The following is a 16519-nucleotide window of genomic DNA, read 5'->3' on the forward strand; positions in this document are numbered from 1 at the left end:
GGACATGACGGCGCCCAGCTGGCAGGAGCCTCGCCATCCGGATCACTACTACTGGATGACCTCGCGATTGGACGCCCGCGGGGCACGCAAGACCGTGGCCCGGTTCATCTCCACCTGGTTGATCATCGGCGGCCTGACGCCGGCACTGATCATGTTCGGCGCCACCGACGCACATCAACTCCCGCTGCGCCTGGCTGCCGCCGGCATCAGTGTCTGCAGCATCCTGCTCGGTGTGCTGTTCTGGGCACGGGGCGTGTGGCCGACCAAACGACAGTCCGAGGTGTCTGTCGTGCTCGGCATCGCCCTGGCCGTCGCCACCTGCGTCGTCATTCCCGTGCCGTTGCTCGGCTTGATGGGTGCGGCGGCCTTTGCCGCGGTGTCGGCCTACACCGCGATCTTCCACACCTGGCGCCTCATCAGCGCGGTACTGGTCTGCGCGATCGCGGTCATCGCGATCACCGGGATCCGGCTGGCCGCGACCGAACCCGCCGTGGCGCTCGGTCTCAGCCTGACCAACGGGCTGATCATCATCTTCGTGACGTTCGTGGTGCGGGCCTTGATCGGCCTGATCGACGCCGACCTGTTCACCGGGGACATCGAGCCGACCACCGGGCTGCTCAGCCGGGAGGGCTTCCTGGACGCACTGGCGGTCAGCGTGGCCGCACGGGGACGCACCGACGACCGCTATCTGGTGGTCACCCAGGTCAGCCTGGACAGCTTCGGCAACGTCGCCGACGTCGTCGGGGTGGGCCGGGCCCGCGAACTCCGCGTCCTGGTGGCCCAGATGCTGCGCGACCAAGCCCGCCGCGATGTCGCGATCGCGCACCTGCCGGATTCCGAGTTCCTGTTGGTCGACATCTTCAACACACCCGACCCCGACCCGCTGTGCCAGCGGATCAGCGGCGGACTGAACGCCACCGCCCCGGAGTTGAAGGCGAGTATCGCCGCGGTGGTCACCCCGCTGACACCGCTGGCCGCGATGTCGCCCGACGAGATCAGTGACGCGTTGCTCGGGGCCGCCGACAAGGCGGTGGCCGACGCCCGCCGGCACGGTGGCAACCAGAGCCGGGTGGTGTTCCTGCCCGATCTGGAGAGTTCGGACGGACGACCGGACTAGTAGGGCGTGTCCATCCGCTGGGTGCCGATGACCGCGAGCAGGTGCATCGCCTCGGCCGAGGGTGACCTCGGATCCGGCGCGTAGATGAACAGTCGCTGGTCGCGGTCGGCGATATCGAGCACATCGCAGGTGACCGATATCGAACCGACCACCGGATGGGCGAACGTCCGGCACAACGTCGGTCGGTCCAGCACGTCACGGGAGTCCCAGATCGCCGCGAATTTCGGGCTGCCGGAACGTAGTTCGGCGATCAGCGCGACGGTCTCCGGGTCGTCGGAATAGCGCGCCGCGACGGCCCGCAGGTGCTGGGCACCGGTGCGGGCGAAATCCGGGCCGGTCACCCCGTAGAGCCGGGTGACCCCCGGTGACAGGTACGCGCGACGCAACAGGTTGCGATCACGGCGTGACAGCGCCGAGAAGTCCTCCATGAGAGCGCAGGCCAGATCGTTCCAGGCCAGCACCTCGTAGGTGGCCGAGAGCACGACGGCCGCCGCCAGCGGGAGTCCGTTGATCAGGTCGAGGATGCTCTGCCGCACCACCAACGGTGGACCCGCGGGTCCGAGCAGTTCGACGCCGGCCAGCCGGTGCAGATATCCCAGCTCGGCCTCGGACAGTCGCAACGCCCGGCCCAATCCGAGCAGCACCTCCCGGGACGGGTGCGGCGCCCGGGCCTGCTCCAGCCGGGTGTAGTACTCGGTCGAGATATACGCCAGGTGAGCCACCTCGTCGCGGCGCAGGCCGGGCGTCCGCCGCCGGGCTCCTGCGGGCAGGCCGACGTCGGCGGGCGTGATCCGCTCGCGGCGGCTGCGCAGGAATGCGCCGAACTCGACCTTGTCCATCCTCCGATTGTCCCGCGGCGCCGGCCGGTAGCCAGGTATCGGCGGTACCTGGATCCGAACTCACCGCCGACGCAGGCTCGTTTCATGACCACCACTGCAGGCCTGCTGGCCGACAAGGTTGCCTTCATCTCCGGTGCCGGACGCGGTATCGGAGCGGCCGCGGCACGGTTGTTCGCCGCCGAGGGAGCCCGGGTGCTGCTCGCAGCCCGCACCGACGGTCAGCTCAAGGCCGTCACCGAGGACATCCGTTCATCCGGCGGCACCGCCGAATACATCGTGTGCGACCTGGCCGACGCGGCGAGCATCCGCGCCGCCGTGCACCGCCCCGTCGAACTCTGGGGCCGCTTGGACGTCGCGTTCAACAATGCCGCCACGCTCACCCCACCCGGGCCGCTCGACACCGTCACCGAGGACGATCTCGACCGCACCTACACCGTCAACCTCAAGGGGCTCTGGTTGTCGGTGGCCGCCGAGGTCGACGCGATCCGGGCAACATCGCGGGCCGGGGCCATCGTCAACACCTCCAGTATCGGTGCGCTGCACAGCAACCCGGATCTGCCGGCCTACGGAGCCCTCAAGCGCAGCGTGAACAGCCTCACCGAGTCGGCGGCGGTGACCTATGGCCCCGAGGGCATCCGCGTCAACGCCATCGCGCCGGGCCCGACGCTGACCGAGATGATCCAGCAGTGGGAGGACGCCACCCCGGGCGTGATCGCCCAACTGATCGCCGACACCCCGCTGGGCCGGGCCGGGCGGCCCGACGAAATCGCCCAGGCCGCAGCATGGTTGCTCAGCAACCGGGCGTCGTTCGTCACCGGTGCGACGCTGCGGGTGGACGGCGGGACATGGGTCTGACGACGATCTGAACCAACGGTTACTTGTCGGACCCCGTCTCTAGAATCGTGGTATGCCGCCTCCCACAGACGTTTTCGCCGCCGACACGGCGGATGCGGTGTCGGACCGGCTGCTGGGCTTGTACGCCGAGGCGGCCGAGGTGATCGGCCAGCGCAACGCCCTCGACGGGCGGCTGGTGGACATCGTCGCCGAGATCGACGGCGGCGACGGCCCCTCGCTGTGGGGTGACACCGGATGCCGATCGCTCCCGGAGCTGGTGGCCTGGCGGTTCGGCATGTCACCACGCAACGCCCAAGTCATGGTCGCGATCGCCCAACGCATCGAGGCGTTCCCCCGCCTGGCCGACAGCCTGCGTGCAGGGCAGTTATCGGTCGACCAGTTCGGGGTGATCGCCGAACACGCCGCCGACGGCTCCGATGACCACTACGCCGAGCTGGCCAAAACCGCCACCGTCACCCAGCTGCGCACCGCGGTCAAACAGGAACCCCGCCCCGACCCCGAACCCGCACCGGAACCCAAACGGTCATTCAGCCGGATCGAGCAAGACGGGTACACCAGCTACCGGATCCGGCTGCCCAAGCTGGAGGCCGCGAAATTCAATGCCGCCCTCGACGGGCGCAAAGACGGGTTGATCGCCCAGTGGCGACGCGACCGCGACGCCCAAGCCGACCGTGACGCCGCGACCGTGCCGCAGGTGCGGATCGAGGATCAGGTCAGTGTGCCCACTGATCCGGCGCCGCCGTTCCCCGACAATGTGGACGCGTTCATGAGTGTCATCGAGGCCGGCTGGGACGCCGAGGCGGCCGCGCGGCCGCACGGGGCGCACACCACGGTGGTGGTGCACTACGACATCGAGAAGGCATCGGCGGCCCTGCACCTGGGACCGGTGCTCAGCGATGCTGATCGTCAGTTCCTGCTGTGTGACGCCACCTGTGAGGTGTGGCTGCAACGCCACGGTGTGCCGATGGGCTCCGGGCGTGCCACCCGCACCATCAGCCGACGGTTGCGGCGGGCGTTGGAGCACCGCGACCCGACCTGTGTGGTGCCCGGCTGCGGGGCCACCCGCGGGCTGCATGCCCATCATCTGGTGCACTGGGAGCACGGCGGGCCCACCGAGCTGTGGAATCTGGTGTTGCTGTGCCCCTTTCACCACCGCCTGCATCACAAGGGTGAGATCACCCTGACCGGGCCCGCCGAGGCGCTGACCGTCACCGACTCCCAGGGCCGCACCCTGACCTCAGCGTCGCTGGCACGCCCACCCACCGGACCGCCACCGCATGTCGCACCATGCCGCGGACCATCGGGCGAGAAAGCCCACTGGTGGTGGTACACACCCTTCGAACCCAAGGCTGCCGACAACTGAGCGCTACTCCGTGAGCGCCGGGGTGTCGCGGCGCAGTGTCCTTCCGAGGAAGAAGTCCGGGCGCCGGGCCCGCATCACCAGCATGAGCACCGCTCCGAGCGCCAGGATTCCGAAGCCGATGAAGAACACCAGCCCGATGCCGCCGATCGCTGCGCCGCTGCCGTTCTCGGGGTTCATGCTTTCCCCGATGGCGATGACGAACACGGTGGCCAGCATGATCCCGCCCAGCAGCGGGAACAGGAACTTGAAGACGATATTGTGTGCGCTGGTGAATAGTTCGCGCCGGAAGAACCAGACACAGGCGAACGCCGTGATGCCGTAGTACCAGCAGATCATGATGCCCAGCGCGGCGATGGTGTCCCAGAGCGCGTTGTCGGACAACAGCTTCACCACCGTGTAGAAGCCGCCGGTCACCACCCCGGCGACGACCGTCGAGTACACCGGGGTCAAGAAGCGCGGGCTCACCTCTGCGAAGCGGGACGGGAAAGCCTTATAGGCGCCCATCGCGAGCATGGCGCGGGCGGCCGGCAGGAAGGTGGTCTGCAGACTGGCCACCGATGAGGCGAAGACGGCCAGGTACAACAACGGCCCGAACCACGGTCCCAGCACCGGATCGGCCAGCGCGCCGAACACGTTCTCGGAGTTGTCCGGATTACCCAGACCCAGACCCTCGGCTCCGATGCCCGCGTACATCATCACCGCGACCGCGATCAGCAGGTATGTGATCAGAATCGATGTCACGCAGAGCAATCCGGCCCGCCCCGGCACCTTGGTCGGATCCTTGGACTCCTCCCCGAGGGTCAGACACGTGTCCCACCCCCAGAACGCGAAGATCGAACCGGTGAGACCGACCGCGAATACCGCCAGTGTGAGACCGGTGAACGGGTTGAACCAATCCAGGTCGAAGCTCAGACCGGCGGGCGCGTCACCCCGGGCCACATGCACGAAAGCCATGACAGCGAAGGCCACCAGCACCACCAGCTGGAAGCCGACCAGCACGTACTGCACCCGCTCGCTGGTGGTGATGCCGCGGCTGGCGATCAGCGTCGCCAGCGCGATGAACACCAGCGTGGTGGCGATGTTGACGCCCACATTGCCCGCGAGGTCGGCGACGCCGGGTTGGTTGAAAACCCGCGCGATCAGCAGGTAGAAGAACTCGACGGCGATCGCGGCCAGATTCGACAACACGATGATCGAGGCCACCACCATGCCCCATCCGCACATCCAGCCCACGTAGGGGCCGAAAGCTTTGGTGGACCAGGTGAATGATGCACCGCAATCCGGGGTGCGTGAGTTCAGCTCGCGGTAGGCGTAGGCGGTGAGGAACATCGGGATGAACCCGGCGATGAAGATCGCCGGCATCTTCAGCCCGACGGCCGCGACGATGACGCCGATGCTGGCGGTCAGCGTGTAACCGGGTGCCACACACGAAATCCCGAGCATGGCTCCGGACAGCGTACCGACCTTTCCGGCGGCCAGTCCTTTCGAGACGGTCCCGGTGTCATGCGTGGTCATCAGGCCTCCTGTTCGGTGGATCGGGGAACGACGACCATCGGCACGTCCAGCACACGCAACATCTTGGCGGCGGTGGAGCCCAGGAACAGCCGCCGCGGCGCGGCCAGCCTGCTGGACCCGACCATGATCAGATCACCGTCGTGCCAGGGCAGTTTACTCACCGCATCCTCGACCGAGCCGCCGTCGGCCACCATGGAGGTCACCGAGAAGCCTTCGGACAAATAAGCTTTTGCCTCCTCCAGCACGTGATGGGCGTGTGCCATCGCCCGCTCCAGAACCGCATCGGCGTCACCGCGCAGGGTCCCGTACATCGGATCGAGCGCCACCAGCGAGACCAATCGCAACGGGACATCGGCGGCCCTGGCTGCCCGCACGGCGGCGTCGAGGAGCGTGTCGGCTCCGGCACGCTCACCGATGGCGCAGGTCACCTCGCGAACCCGCGGCACCGTCGAGAGCCTGGTGCCCTTCGGGGCGACCGCGACCGGCACCGGTGCGGAGTAGAGCAACTCGTTGACCACCGATCCCAGCGAGAAATTGCCGACCAGGCCGCCTCCGGAGCCGCCGACGATGACGGCGGCCGCACCGAGGCGCGCCACCTCGTGGATCAGCCCCTCGGCCGCCGACTCGTTGAAGCTGACATGCCCGTGGGCCACCACGTCGTCGGGCACCGACGCCAGGCCCTCGGCCAGCCACTCGTGGGCCTGCTCGGCCAGCGTGTCCTGCGGGACCGCGGGGGGGATTCCGCGATCCAGGGGCAGCACAAGGCACAGATCCAGTTCGGCGCCGAGGCTGCGGGCCAGGCGGACGCCGAGGGCGACCGCATCCGCGCCGCCGGGGATGGCCAGGTATCCGACTGCCAGTCTCATGGCGACATCCTGTCAACGCGCGGCCCTCCGCACACGGGTTTGCCCCTACGGAATCAGTCGAATGATGCGTCGGGTTTGGCGCCGGCGGCGAGGGGGTACCACGCGCTGGTGAAATACGTAGCCTTGCTGTTGACCGGCGCCTTCGCTTTCGTGTTGGCGCTCGTCAGCTATGCCGCGGGTAGCTCCGCCGTCGCAGTGTCAGCACTGTGCACGGCAGTGGCGTTGGTCGCGGCCGGCCTGATCACGGCCAACCGGCAACCTTTCCCGGTCGCGGACGAATCGCTGGTGGTAAAGGCGCCTGCAGTCACCTAGCGGCTGATCCGCTTCGGGCGAGGGCCATCACCACGGCGTCCTCGACGGCCGCCAGGACCGCAGTGGCCGACCCCGCGCGTCTTTCTCAGCGACATCGTGCTCGCGTAGGCGGCTACAGTTTCCTGCCACCGACCGAAGGTCGCTCCGGCGATCGTGGGTTCGGACCTCCGCGCCGACCCGGCTGCCGCAATCGGGCAGCCCGCCGCGAGCTGTCCCGCGGCGGTCCCCGACAGGTGCAGGGCGCGCCCGCCGATGTCAAGGTCGCCCAACACCTCGAATGCGAACGGAGCGAACCCGTCCTGCTGATGCAGGGCGTCGCCCAGGACTCTCACGGCCGCGGCCTCGAATGGTTCTCCGGCCGGCGCCGATCACACGTCGTCTTCGACATCGACGCCTCGGTCAACCCGCAATCCGAGCCGAGCCTGGATCTGGCCCGGCCGACACCGAACGGGCAGAGCGCGCCTGTCATGCGACAAAGTGGAAGATGCGCCGCATCTCAGCCACCGCGGCGGCGTCGCCCGCGAAGGTCATCCGGCGAAGCGCCGCTCTACGACTCGCGGCGTTGGTCGCCGTCCGGATGGCGGTCAGGTCGGATGCGGTCGCCTGCACGGTGACGGTCGCCGTGCCGTGTGGAGCGGCCAGTTCGCCGCGGTCGACCGCGAAGTCGAAGGTCCGCCCGTCGATCTCGATACGATACGACGCGACGACATCCGCGGCGCTGAACGGATCGAAGCCGGCCAGCACGCCGGCCAGAAAGCCGGTCAACGGTTTCTGGGCGAGTCCACCGTCACCGATACGGTCCATTCCGAAGGCGGCCACCGCCTTGAGCACCGGGGCCACTTTCCGCCAGCCGGTATCGCTCAGTTCGTAGACGGTACGCGCGACCGGAGGCGGCAAATCGGTTCGGCGGACGAGTCCGACCTGTTCCAGCGCCCTCAACCGGTCGGCGAGCAGGTTGGTGGCGATTCCCGGTAATTCGGCGCGCAGATCACTGTAGCGCCGCGGTCCGCCGAACAACTCGCGCAGGATCAGCATGGTCCAGCGCTCTCCGAGAACGTCCATCCCCAGGGCCACCGGACAGTTTTGGCTATAGGTCTTCTGCACAGCCATCCTCCGAATCTAGTGGACATTGCGGCAGGCCGCCCTTTGCGGACGATATTATCAACTTTTAGCTTGATTTTCTTGTCTACCGAATGGATGATTGCCACAACGCGGCCGACGATCGTCACGGCTCACCCACTCCGACGGAATGGTCAAGATGTCCAAGCAGAGCAAGATCGACAGCCACCCAACCGTCGCCTTGGTGCGCCAAAGCCAAGACGAGCCGGCTGCGCCCGCCCAGGCACTCGACGCGGCCTGGCTACGCCAACTGGTGCTCGATGCCGGAGCCGATGACGTCGGCTTCGTGGCCATCGACCGCGACGAAATCGCCGAACAACGCGACGACCTGCGCTCGGCAATGCCGCGGGTGAAGACGTTGATCAGCTTCGTGTGCCGGATGAACCGGGAGAACATCCGCACCCCGGCACGTTCGGTGGCCAATCTGGAGTTTCATCACACCGGTGACCATTCCGACGAGGTCGGGCGCACCGTGGTGTCGAAGTTGGAAACGATGGGCATCCGGGCCATCAATCCGGCGATGGGCTTCCCCATGGAGATGGACAGGTTCCCGAACAAGACCTGGGTCGTCAACCACAAACCCGTTGCGGTCGCCGCGGGTCTCGGACATATCGGATTGCACCGCAACGTCATTCATCCCCAGTTCGGTAATTTCATCCTGCTGGGAACGGTCCTGATCGAAGCCGTGGTCAGCGACGAATCAGCGCCGATCGGCTTCAACCCGTGCCTGGACTGCAAGCTGTGCGTCGCCGCATGCCCCACCGGTGCCATCGCCTCGGACGGCCACTTCGACTTCTCGGCCTGCTACACCCACAACTATCGCGAGTTCATGGGCGGCTTCGGCGACTGGGTGGGCCAGGTCGCCGACAGCAAGAACGCCACGGACTACCGCTCGAAGGTGCCCGACAACGAAACCGCGTCGGTATGGCAGAGCCTGTCGTTCGGCGCCAATTACAAGGCGGCGTACTGCATGTCGGTCTGCCCGGCCGGCGAGGACGTGATCCGGCCCTGGCTCGATGACCGCAAGACTCATCTCGCCGAAGTCGTCCGCCCCCTCCAGTTGAAGGAGGAAACCATCTATGTCGTCCCCGGTTCGGACGCCGAAAGCTATGTGGCCAAACGGTTCCCGCACAAGCGGATCACCCAGGTGGGGCAGAGTTTGCGTGCGAACAGCATTGCCGGGTTCGTGCAGGGACTACCGGTCATCTTCCAGCGGGAGCAGGCGAAGGATGTCTCGGCGACCTACCACTTCACCTTCACCGGGGCCGAACCTCGCAAGGTCACCATCGTCATCCGGGACCGCACGTTGACGGTCACCGACGGCCATGACGGCACAGCCGACCTTCGGATCAGCGCCGACTCGACGACCTGGATCCGGTTCCTGAACGGACACACCTCGCTGGTGTCGGCACTGCTGCGGCTGCGCATCACCCTCCGCGGTTCGCCCAAACTCTTGCTCACCTTCAGCCGCTGCTTCCCCTCATAGACGAGCGGAACGGATCCACATGGCCCACGTCATCACCCAGAACTGCTGCAAGGACGCCAGTTGCGTCGCCGTGTGCCCGGTCGATTGCATCCGTCCAGACCCGGCCGACGCCGGCAGCGCACCGATGCTCTATATCGACCCGGAGGTCTGCATCGACTGCGGGGCCTGCATGGCGGAATGCCCCGTCGACGCCATCTACCCCGCGGACGAACTCCCGGCCGATCAGCTGAGCTTCCGCGATCTCAACGCCGACTACTTCGCCCGCCACCCGTTGGTCGTCACCTACGCCATCCCAGAACCCAGCCATCCGCCGGTCCCGGCGGGCGCGCTGCGGGTCGCCATCGTAGGAACCGGACCGGCCGCCCTGTACGCCGCCGGCGACCTGCTGCGGGTGGGTGGGGTCGAGGTGAACCTGTTCGACCGGCTACCCACCCCCTACGGTCTGATCCGCGCCGGTGTCGCGCCGGATCACCAGCACACCAAAGCCATCACCGACAGCTTCGAGACCATCCTCGCCGACGACCGAGTCGGGTGCTATCTCAACGTCGAGGTCGGTCGCGACCTCACCCCCGATGAGCTCGCCGCATCCCATCACGCCGTCATCTACGCTGTCGGCGCGTCGCGCAGTCGCGATCTCGGTATTCCCGGCGAGTCCCTGCCCGGCAGCCACGCCGCCTCCCAGTTCGTCGCCTGGTACAACGGGCACCCCGACCGCGCCGACGATCGCTACGACCTGCGCGGGCCCCGCGCTGTCATCGTCGGTAACGGCAATGTAGCCCTCGACGTCGCCCGTATCCTGCTCATGACGCAACAGCAGCTGCAGCACACCGATATCCCCGCCCGCGCCGTGGAAGCGCTCGCGCACAGCGCTATTCGTGAGGTGGTCCTGCTGGGCCGCCGGGGGGCACGGCATGCCGCCTTCTCGGCGGCCGAGTTGATCGCGCTGGGCCATCTTCCGGGAACCGACATCGTCGTCGAGGCGCGGGACCTGGCACCGACCAAGGACGACGATGTCGACACTGCCGCCAAGCTGCGCGTGCTGGCGGAGCTGTCCAGTCGGCCGACCAACCCGTCGAACAAGCGCATCGTGTTCCGATTCGACACCGTGCCCATCGAATTCATCGGAACGCGCCGGGTGGAGGCCGTGAAGGTCTCAGCGAGTGGCCTCATCGAAGCCGGCTTTGTGCTGCGGTCCATCGGCTATCGCGGTGACGCCATCGCCGGGCTGCCGTTCGACAGCACCGCCGGGGTCATCGCCAACGACGGTGGCCGCGTCACCGATGGAGGGCGCACCGTGCCCGGTGCGTACGTGACGGGGTGGATCAAGCGGGGCGCCAACGGCGTCATCGGTACCAACCGGGAGTGCGCCCGCGAAACCGTCAACAGGATTTGGGCGGACTTCGATGCGGGTGTGCTGGCACGCGGTGTCATCGACGTCGACCTCCCAGAACTGCTCGGTGCGCGCGGCGTCCGTGCCGTCGACGCCCTCGGGTGGCGGGCGATCGACGCCGAAGAGCGTGCACGTGGCGCCGAACAACGGCGGCCGCGGGTGAAGTTCGATGCCGTGGCCGACATGCTTCAGGTTGCGCGCGCATGATGGCGTCGCGGCCGCACCACCACACGCCAAATAACGGCAGGAGTACGAGATGTCCGAGGTGACCGTCCACCGAGTTGAGCACACCATGACACGGCTCAACATCAGCACCGGCATACCCTTCGACGAGTTCCGTGCCGCGTTCGAGGCTGCGGCACCCCTGTTCGATCCCGCCCCGTACCTGAAGATCGCCGAAAGGGGCGGATCCTGGGCAGATGTGAAGGCCGAGGTCGCCGCGTACGCGCCCTACGACCTCATGCTCTACGCGATCATCGAGGCCACCCCGGTGATGGCGGTGGCCGGCCATGCCGGTCAATCGGTCGAGTACTTGCTGGGTAATCACGTCATTGCCGAAACCATGTACCGGCACAACCCGAATGCGCTGCTCTATGCGCCGCTGCGCGTGCTGGTGTTCACCGACGACGCCGGTCATGCGGTCTTCGGCATCGACCAACCGTCGACGGTCTTCGCCGGACTGGACCATCCCGATGTGGCCGCCACCGGAATCCTGCTGGACCACAAGGTGTCCGGGCTGTTGCGCGGAATCGGTGTAGCAGTCGTCGAACAGCTCGTGCCGGATGACGAGTGACCGGAACCGCTGACGCGCACCAGTCGCCACCGGGTTCCGCCCGGCCGCATGCGGTCCTGGTGATCACGTCGGCCGCCGCGTTCTTGTCCACCCTCGACCTGTTCATCGTCAACATCGCGTTCCCGGCCATCAGCGCTACGTTCAGCGGGGCCGACTTCGGGCAGCTGTCGTGGATCCTGAACAGCTACACCGTCGTCTTCGCCGCAGTGCTGTCGCTGGCGGGTCGACTGGCCGACCGCTACGGCCACCGGCGCGTGTTCCTCACCGGACTGGCGGTTTTCACCATCTCGTCCGCCGCGTGTGCGCTGGCACCCAGTCTCTGGGGGCTGGTCGCCGCCCGCGCGGTCCAAGGCATCGGTGCGGCGCTCATGACGCCCACCTCGTTGTCGTTGCTGTTGGCCGCCTGGCCCGCCGACCGGCGCGAAAGAGCGGTGGGAACCTGGGCGTCGGTCGGAGCGGTCGCCGCCGCGCTCGGTCCGCCGCTGGGCGGCTTTCTGGTCGCGGTGTCCTGGCAGTGGGTGTTTATGGTGAATGTTCCCATCGGGGTCGGGCTCTTCGTTGCAGCGGCACTTTTGCTCCGGGAGTCCGACATCGAGCGGTCCGGCACACCCGATCTACTGGGTGCGACCGCCCTGATCATGGGAATAGGCGCGCTGGCCTGTGCGCTGGTGGAGATTCCCGACAATGGCTGGCGGGGCGCCACAGTGCTCGGTGGATTCATCGTCTCCGTTCTGGGTCTGCTCCTCGTGGTGCTGCGGTCGCGCCGTCACGCCGTCCCAGCGCTGGATCTCGCGGTGCTGCGGGCACCGGTCTTCTCGCTGGGAATCGTGATGCTGCTGGCATTCTCGTGTGGGTTTGCCGGCATGCTATTGATCAACGTCATATACCTGACGTCAATCTGGGGATGGTCGCCCCAAGCCGCCGGCCTCGGCCTGATGGCGGGTCCGCTCGTCGTGATCGTGGTGTCCCAGGTGGCCAGCCGGGTCTCCGGCCGGTTCGGGGCGGGACCCGCGGCGACATTCGGCGCACTCAGCTTCGCCGCCGGAGCCTGCTGGTGGCTGTGGCGACTCGGATCCGAACCGAATTATGCAACGGGGCTGCTACCGGGTCAGCTGCTGACGGGTCTGGGCGTCGGGCTGATCCTGCCGACACTGTCATCGTTGGTAGGGTCCGCGCTGTCGTCCCGCCAATGGGGTTCGGGCTCATCCTTATTGAACACGGCACGTCAGATCGGGTCGGTGCTCGGCATCGCCCTGACGGTGACGGTCATCGGTGCACATGGCATGCGGGCGGCCGTCGACCTGGCCTCGATACGGGCCGGCTGGGTGCTGCTGGCGGCAACGGGGTCGGTCGCCGCGCTGATCGGCGCGGCACTGATCGTCCTGGAGCGCCGATGCGTCATCGAGGCACAGCAAGGCCTTGCCAGACAAACCCAGGAGGGAATGGAAATTGACTACCGATAAGAACGAAGCCAGATCTCGGTCGTTTCGGGGTGTTCGGAAGAGCGGTCAGCGCAGACGAAGCCGTAGCGATCGAAGCGTTGGGTTACGGCGCAGTGTGGGTGGGCGGGTCGCCGTCAGCAGGTCTGGAATGGGCAGAGCCTATGCTGGCAGCGACCACCACCCTCCAGGTGGCGTCCGGGATCGTGAACATCTGGACCGGACCCGCCAGTACCGTCGCCGAGGCTTATCACCGCATCGAGGCAACCTACCCCGGCCGCTTCCTGTTGGGTATCGGCGTCGGACATCCAGAGGCTGACCGGCCCTATCGCACACCGATAGACGCCCTGAACGAATATCTCGATAGATTGGACGAGTACGGGGTACCGCCAGATCGGCGCGTGGTGGCCGCGGTCGGCCCCCGGTTACTCGATGTGGCCGCCCGCCGTAGCGCAGGTGCTCACCCTTATCTGACCACTCCAGAGCACACGGCCCGCGCGCGCAAAATCGTCGGCCACAACGCTTTTCTCGCACCGGAGCATATGGTGGTGTTGAGCGGCGATGCCAACCATGCCCGCTCCGTCGCTCGCGAGACGCTGGCGACGTACCTCGGCCTCAAGAACGCCGTCACCAATTTCACCCGAATGGGATTCACCGCAGCCGATCTAACTAGGCCGGGCAGTGACCGTCTCGTCGACGCCGTCGTCGCCCACGGTGCGACAGACCGCATCGCTATTGCAGTTACCCGACATCTGGACGCGGGTGCCGACCACGTACCGCTACAGGTCCTCACCACGCCCGAAAACCTCGTTCCGGCCCTCACCGAGCTCGCCCGATCACTCAATCAATAGAAGGAGCTACCCGATGAATTTCCTGATCACAGCAGGCATGTTGAAGTCCGATGGCATCGAGGCCTACCGCGCCGACGAGGACAGGGCTCTCGCCGAGTTACGTGCCGAGGGCGTCATATCCGCGGCGTACCGTCGGTGCGACGGCGGAGGCGTCATCGGCATTGCCCACGGAACCGATCTCGCCTCGGTGCAAGCGAACCTCGCGCGCCTGCCTTTCGTGACGCACGGTTTCATCGCGTTCACGTTCGCTGAGGTCGTACCGCTGTGACGCGGGTGTGTTTGGTGCACGGAGTACCCGAGACCGCAGCGGTCTGGGAGTTACTGGTCGACGAACTAGCAGCACTCGGTGTCGACGAGCCGCTGCGGTTGTCACCGCCAGGATTCGGTGCTCCTGTGCCTGACGGCTGGGGCGCCACCGTTGGTGACTACACCTCCTGGCTGATCGACGAACTCGAAGGCATTGGATCACCAGTCCATCTCGTGGGCCACGATTGGGGCGGCGGGCACGTCCTGAACGTGGTCATGAATCGGCCAGATCTTGTCTGCACCTGGGCATCTGACGTCGTCGGCGTATTTGCCGAGGACTACGTCTGGGAGGGCCTGGCCAAACAGTGGCAGACCTCGGGCCTGGGCGAAGAAATCATCGCGGCGATGACCGCGCAATCTGTCGCCGATCGGGCCGTCACTCTCGCTGCGGGCGGCATGCAACCGGCGGTCGCCAGTCGCGTAGCCGCCGGCATCGACGAAACGATGGGTGCATGCATCCTGCGTCTCTACCGTTCCGCCGTGCAGCCGGCGACAAGCGAACTCGGACAACGGCTGGAGGCGGCGGCCGCCCGTCCCGGTCTGGCGATCATGCCGTCAGAAGACCATGGCGTCGGCACCCCCGAACAGCGCTCACGCGCAGCCACCCGCGCCGGGGCGCGCAGCGCAGTACGGGAAGGCTTGGGTCACTGGTGGATGACAGAGGACCCGCGGCGCGCGGCGTCGCGGCTGACGGCGTTCTGGGCGGCGGCGACCTAGCCTTCTCAGGCCGGTGTGTCGCGGAGGTGCAGCGAACCCCGGCAGCACATCACCACCCACCACCCACCAGGACGATCCCATGCCTGTTCTCATCACACCGGGTGCGTTCACACGCGCGTCGTCGTTCCAGCGACTTGCTGACCGACTCGGCGCGCACATCGTCGAACGCCCTCGGCCGCGATTCACCCAGCTGGATACCGGCGGATTCGATGCCGTTGCAGCGGAACTTGATTCGGCCACTGTTGCGGCGCGCGACGACGGCACCCCGCTGGTGTTGATCGGCCACTCGATGGGTGGGCTTCTCTGCTACCGGGCCGGACTGGCCCGCCGGATCGACGGGCAGGTCCTGCTGATGCCCGCACCACCGGAAGGCCTCGCATCCGACATCGGCCGCCTCGCCCTACGCGACCCGATATCGGCACTGAAATTCCTCATCACCGGCATTTCGGCCGCCCCGGTGCGGGCCGGCTGGGTCGCCCCGCCCAGGGGACTGTTCAGCACGGACGCATCCCCAGACGAACTCGAAGCGGCCAAGGATCACCGGGCCGACGAGTCGATGATCGCGCTATTACAACTTTTGATCGGTTCACGCACTTCGGTACGCGAAGCGACAGTGCCCACCCTTGTCGTCGGCGGCACTCAGGATGGACTGGTGCCGCCTGGCAGGGTCCGGCTCCTCGCTGAGCGTTTGGGCGCCGAACACCGCGAATTCGATGTGGCGCACAATTTCTCCGAGGAGCGAAAGGGCATCATCGTCGAAGAGGCCGTAGAGGCCTGGCTGCGCGAGCACGCACTGCTCGGGTAGCGGGCGGGCTCGGAAGCCGGCGTTTAGGCCGGTGTGTCGTGCAAGACCACGCTCTGCTCGACCGGCAACCGGTGCATGCGCAGGTCGTTGACCTTGGCCTCGGGATCGGCTGTGCCGAAGGAGATCCCGAACAGCAGTTTCAAATCCTCGGGTACACCGAGCACATCGCGGACCACATCGGCGTACATACCCAAGACGGTCTGCGGGATGCCGTGGAATCCCCGCGCAGTCAAAGACAGTAGGAAGGTCTGGGCGTACATACCGATGTCCCCTGCGGTGCGCACCCCGTCACCCAGGACAGGCATGAACAGGAAGGCCGCATGGGGCGCGCCGTAGAAACGCAGATTGTCTCGTACGACGTCGCTGCGTCCCTCGACATCCGATCGGGCCACCCCGAGGGCCTCGTACAAGGTTGCGCCGTGGCGCTGCGCGCGTTCGGCGTAGCGGCCATCGCCGTATCCGTGCGTGAAATCGGCCGACGTGCGGTTTTCCTCGTAGGCCTGCAGCATCCCCGCGCTGATCGCGTCCCGCGCCGCGCCCGAGGCCACGTGGACCGACCACGGCTGGGTGTTGCTGTTCGACGGCGACGTCTGGGCATCTTCGAGCACACCCTGGATGTCGGTCGGCGACAGGGGCGTGGGTAGGAACTTCCGCACGGAATACCGCGACCGCAATAGCCCGACGAGCGGGGTGGTCGATGTTGTCATGTCCAGTCCTTGCTGTTGTCGATCTGCTTGTCAGTGGCA

General features: G+C 66.8%; 17 protein-coding genes. 12 read left to right on the forward strand and 5 right to left on the reverse strand.

The features are described from left to right. Window positions 1-4 precede the first annotated feature (4 nt). Complete coding sequence (locus BST17_RS13900; RefSeq protein ID WP_083058927.1) at window positions 5-1117, forward strand: diguanylate cyclase domain-containing protein; 1113 nt, start codon at window positions 5-7, stop codon at window positions 1115-1117. Here the strand turns inward: BST17_RS13900 and BST17_RS13905 are convergent. Continuing rightward, window positions 1114-1956 (reverse strand): helix-turn-helix transcriptional regulator, encoded by an 843-nt coding sequence (locus BST17_RS13905; protein ID WP_083058931.1) that lies wholly within the window; start codon window positions 1954-1956, stop codon window positions 1114-1116. The genes BST17_RS13900 and BST17_RS13905 overlap by 4 nt on opposite strands. 84 nt (window positions 1957-2040) lie before the next feature. Between BST17_RS13905 and BST17_RS13910 the strand changes: the two genes are divergently transcribed. Both BST17_RS13910 and BST17_RS13915 read left to right on the forward strand, forming a co-directional pair. Then, window positions 2041-2811 carry an SDR family NAD(P)-dependent oxidoreductase gene (locus BST17_RS13910; protein WP_083058935.1) on the forward strand — a complete coding sequence of 257 codons (771 nt, stop codon included), beginning with the start codon at window positions 2041-2043 and terminating at the stop codon, window positions 2809-2811. Window positions 2812-2863: 52 nt separating this feature from the next. Further along, window positions 2864-4174 carry an HNH endonuclease signature motif containing protein gene (locus BST17_RS13915; protein WP_083058939.1) on the forward strand — a complete coding sequence of 437 codons (1311 nt, stop codon included), beginning with the start codon at window positions 2864-2866 and terminating at the stop codon, window positions 4172-4174. A gap of 3 nt (window positions 4175-4177) precedes the next feature. Here the strand turns inward: BST17_RS13915 and BST17_RS13920 are convergent, their stop codons facing one another. After that, window positions 4178-5689 carry an APC family permease gene (locus BST17_RS13920; RefSeq protein ID WP_083058943.1) on the reverse strand — a complete coding sequence of 504 codons (1512 nt, stop codon included), beginning with the start codon at window positions 5687-5689 and terminating at the stop codon, window positions 4178-4180. Continuing rightward, complete coding sequence (locus BST17_RS13925; protein WP_083058947.1) at window positions 5689-6555, reverse strand: universal stress protein; 867 nt, start codon at window positions 6553-6555, stop codon at window positions 5689-5691. Before BST17_RS13925 ends, BST17_RS13920 begins: the two co-directional genes overlap by 1 nt. A 108-nt stretch (window positions 6556-6663) precedes the next feature. On the opposite strand from BST17_RS13925, the gene BST17_RS13930 reads away from it, so the two are divergent. After that, complete coding sequence (locus BST17_RS13930) at window positions 6664-6867, forward strand: hypothetical protein (RefSeq protein WP_133053546.1); 204 nt, start codon at window positions 6664-6666, stop codon at window positions 6865-6867. A gap of 465 nt (window positions 6868-7332) precedes the next feature. Here BST17_RS13930 and BST17_RS13940 read toward each other — a convergent pair whose 3' ends face one another. Beyond that, window positions 7333-7977: a winged helix-turn-helix transcriptional regulator gene (locus tag BST17_RS13940; protein ID WP_083058960.1), complete on the reverse strand. Its 645-nt coding sequence runs from the start codon at window positions 7975-7977 to the stop codon at window positions 7333-7335. A gap of 148 nt (window positions 7978-8125) precedes the next feature. Here BST17_RS13940 and BST17_RS13945 point away from each other — a divergent pair, with 148 nt between their 5' ends. From BST17_RS13945 to BST17_RS13980, 8 genes are all read left to right on the forward strand, one after another. Next, a complete protein-coding gene (locus BST17_RS13945) occupies window positions 8126-9472 on the forward strand; it encodes an SCP2 sterol-binding domain-containing protein (RefSeq protein WP_083059248.1) in 1347 nt (448 codons plus the stop codon). A gap of 19 nt (window positions 9473-9491) precedes the next feature. Further along, window positions 9492-11069, forward strand: coding sequence for an FAD-dependent oxidoreductase (locus tag BST17_RS13950; RefSeq protein WP_083058962.1), 1578 nt, complete (start codon window positions 9492-9494; stop codon window positions 11067-11069). Between the two features lie 49 nt (window positions 11070-11118). Next, window positions 11119-11655, forward strand: a complete 537-nt coding sequence (locus tag BST17_RS13955) for a DUF302 domain-containing protein (protein ID WP_083058966.1) — start codon at window positions 11119-11121, stop codon at window positions 11653-11655. After that, on the forward strand, window positions 11652-13118 hold the full coding sequence (locus BST17_RS13960; protein WP_083058970.1) for an MFS transporter: 1467 nt from the start codon (window positions 11652-11654) through the stop codon (window positions 13116-13118). The genes BST17_RS13955 and BST17_RS13960 overlap by 4 nt, the downstream gene beginning before the upstream one ends. Further along, a complete protein-coding gene (locus tag BST17_RS13965) occupies window positions 13115-13945 on the forward strand; it encodes an LLM class F420-dependent oxidoreductase (protein WP_083058974.1) in 831 nt (276 codons plus the stop codon). Before BST17_RS13960 ends, BST17_RS13965 begins: the two co-directional genes overlap by 4 nt. Window positions 13946-13958: 13 nt before the next feature. Next, entirely contained in the window at window positions 13959-14213 is a 255-nt protein-coding gene (locus BST17_RS13970) for a hypothetical protein (RefSeq protein ID WP_083058978.1), read from the forward strand. Window positions 14214-14218: 5 nt separating this feature from the next. After that, window positions 14219-14968: an alpha/beta fold hydrolase gene (locus tag BST17_RS13975; protein ID WP_207573644.1), complete on the forward strand. Its 750-nt coding sequence runs from the start codon at window positions 14219-14221 to the stop codon at window positions 14966-14968. A 79-nt stretch (window positions 14969-15047) separates the two neighbouring features. Next, window positions 15048-15773, forward strand: coding sequence for an alpha/beta fold hydrolase (locus BST17_RS13980; protein WP_083058985.1), 726 nt, complete (start codon window positions 15048-15050; stop codon window positions 15771-15773). A 23-nt stretch (window positions 15774-15796) separates the two neighbouring features. Here the strand turns inward: BST17_RS13980 and BST17_RS13985 are convergent, their stop codons facing one another. Further along, entirely contained in the window at window positions 15797-16480 is a 684-nt protein-coding gene (locus tag BST17_RS13985) for a nitroreductase (protein WP_083058989.1), read from the reverse strand. Between the last annotated feature and the right edge of the window lie 39 nt (window positions 16481-16519).

Source organism: Mycolicibacterium bacteremicum (assembly GCF_002086115.1).
Classification (GTDB): Bacteria; Actinomycetota; Actinomycetes; order Mycobacteriales; family Mycobacteriaceae; genus Mycobacterium; species Mycobacterium bacteremicum.

What these genes read in the sequence shown, in the direction of transcription:
- BST17_RS13945 (WP_083059248.1), top strand. Translation starts at nt 8,126, where the DNA reads ATGTCCAAGCAGAGCAAGATCGACAGCCACCCAACCGTCGCCTTGGTG.
- BST17_RS13980 (WP_083058985.1), top strand. Translation starts at nt 15,048, where the DNA reads ATGCCTGTTCTCATCACACCGGGTGCGTTCACACGCGCGTCGTCGTTC.
- BST17_RS13915 (WP_083058939.1), top strand. Translation starts at nt 2,864, where the DNA reads ATGCCGCCTCCCACAGACGTTTTCGCCGCCGACACGGCGGATGCGGTG.
- BST17_RS13900 (WP_083058927.1), top strand. Translation starts at nt 5, where the DNA reads ATGACGGCGCCCAGCTGGCAGGAGCCTCGCCATCCGGATCACTACTAC.
- BST17_RS13970 (WP_083058978.1), top strand. Translation starts at nt 13,959, where the DNA reads ATGAATTTCCTGATCACAGCAGGCATGTTGAAGTCCGATGGCATCGAG.
- BST17_RS13925 (WP_083058947.1), bottom strand. Translation starts at nt 6,555, where the DNA reads ATGAGACTGGCAGTCGGATACCTGGCCATCCCCGGCGGCGCGGATGCG.
- BST17_RS13950 (WP_083058962.1), top strand. Translation starts at nt 9,492, where the DNA reads ATGGCCCACGTCATCACCCAGAACTGCTGCAAGGACGCCAGTTGCGTC.
- BST17_RS13940 (WP_083058960.1), bottom strand. Translation starts at nt 7,977, where the DNA reads ATGGCTGTGCAGAAGACCTATAGCCAAAACTGTCCGGTGGCCCTGGGG.
- BST17_RS13955 (WP_083058966.1), top strand. Translation starts at nt 11,119, where the DNA reads ATGTCCGAGGTGACCGTCCACCGAGTTGAGCACACCATGACACGGCTC.
- BST17_RS13985 (WP_083058989.1), bottom strand. Translation starts at nt 16,480, where the DNA reads ATGACAACATCGACCACCCCGCTCGTCGGGCTATTGCGGTCGCGGTAT.
- BST17_RS13905 (WP_083058931.1), bottom strand. Translation starts at nt 1,956, where the DNA reads ATGGACAAGGTCGAGTTCGGCGCATTCCTGCGCAGCCGCCGCGAGCGG.
- BST17_RS13920 (WP_083058943.1), bottom strand. Translation starts at nt 5,689, where the DNA reads ATGACCACGCATGACACCGGGACCGTCTCGAAAGGACTGGCCGCCGGA.
- BST17_RS13910 (WP_083058935.1), top strand. Translation starts at nt 2,041, where the DNA reads ATGACCACCACTGCAGGCCTGCTGGCCGACAAGGTTGCCTTCATCTCC.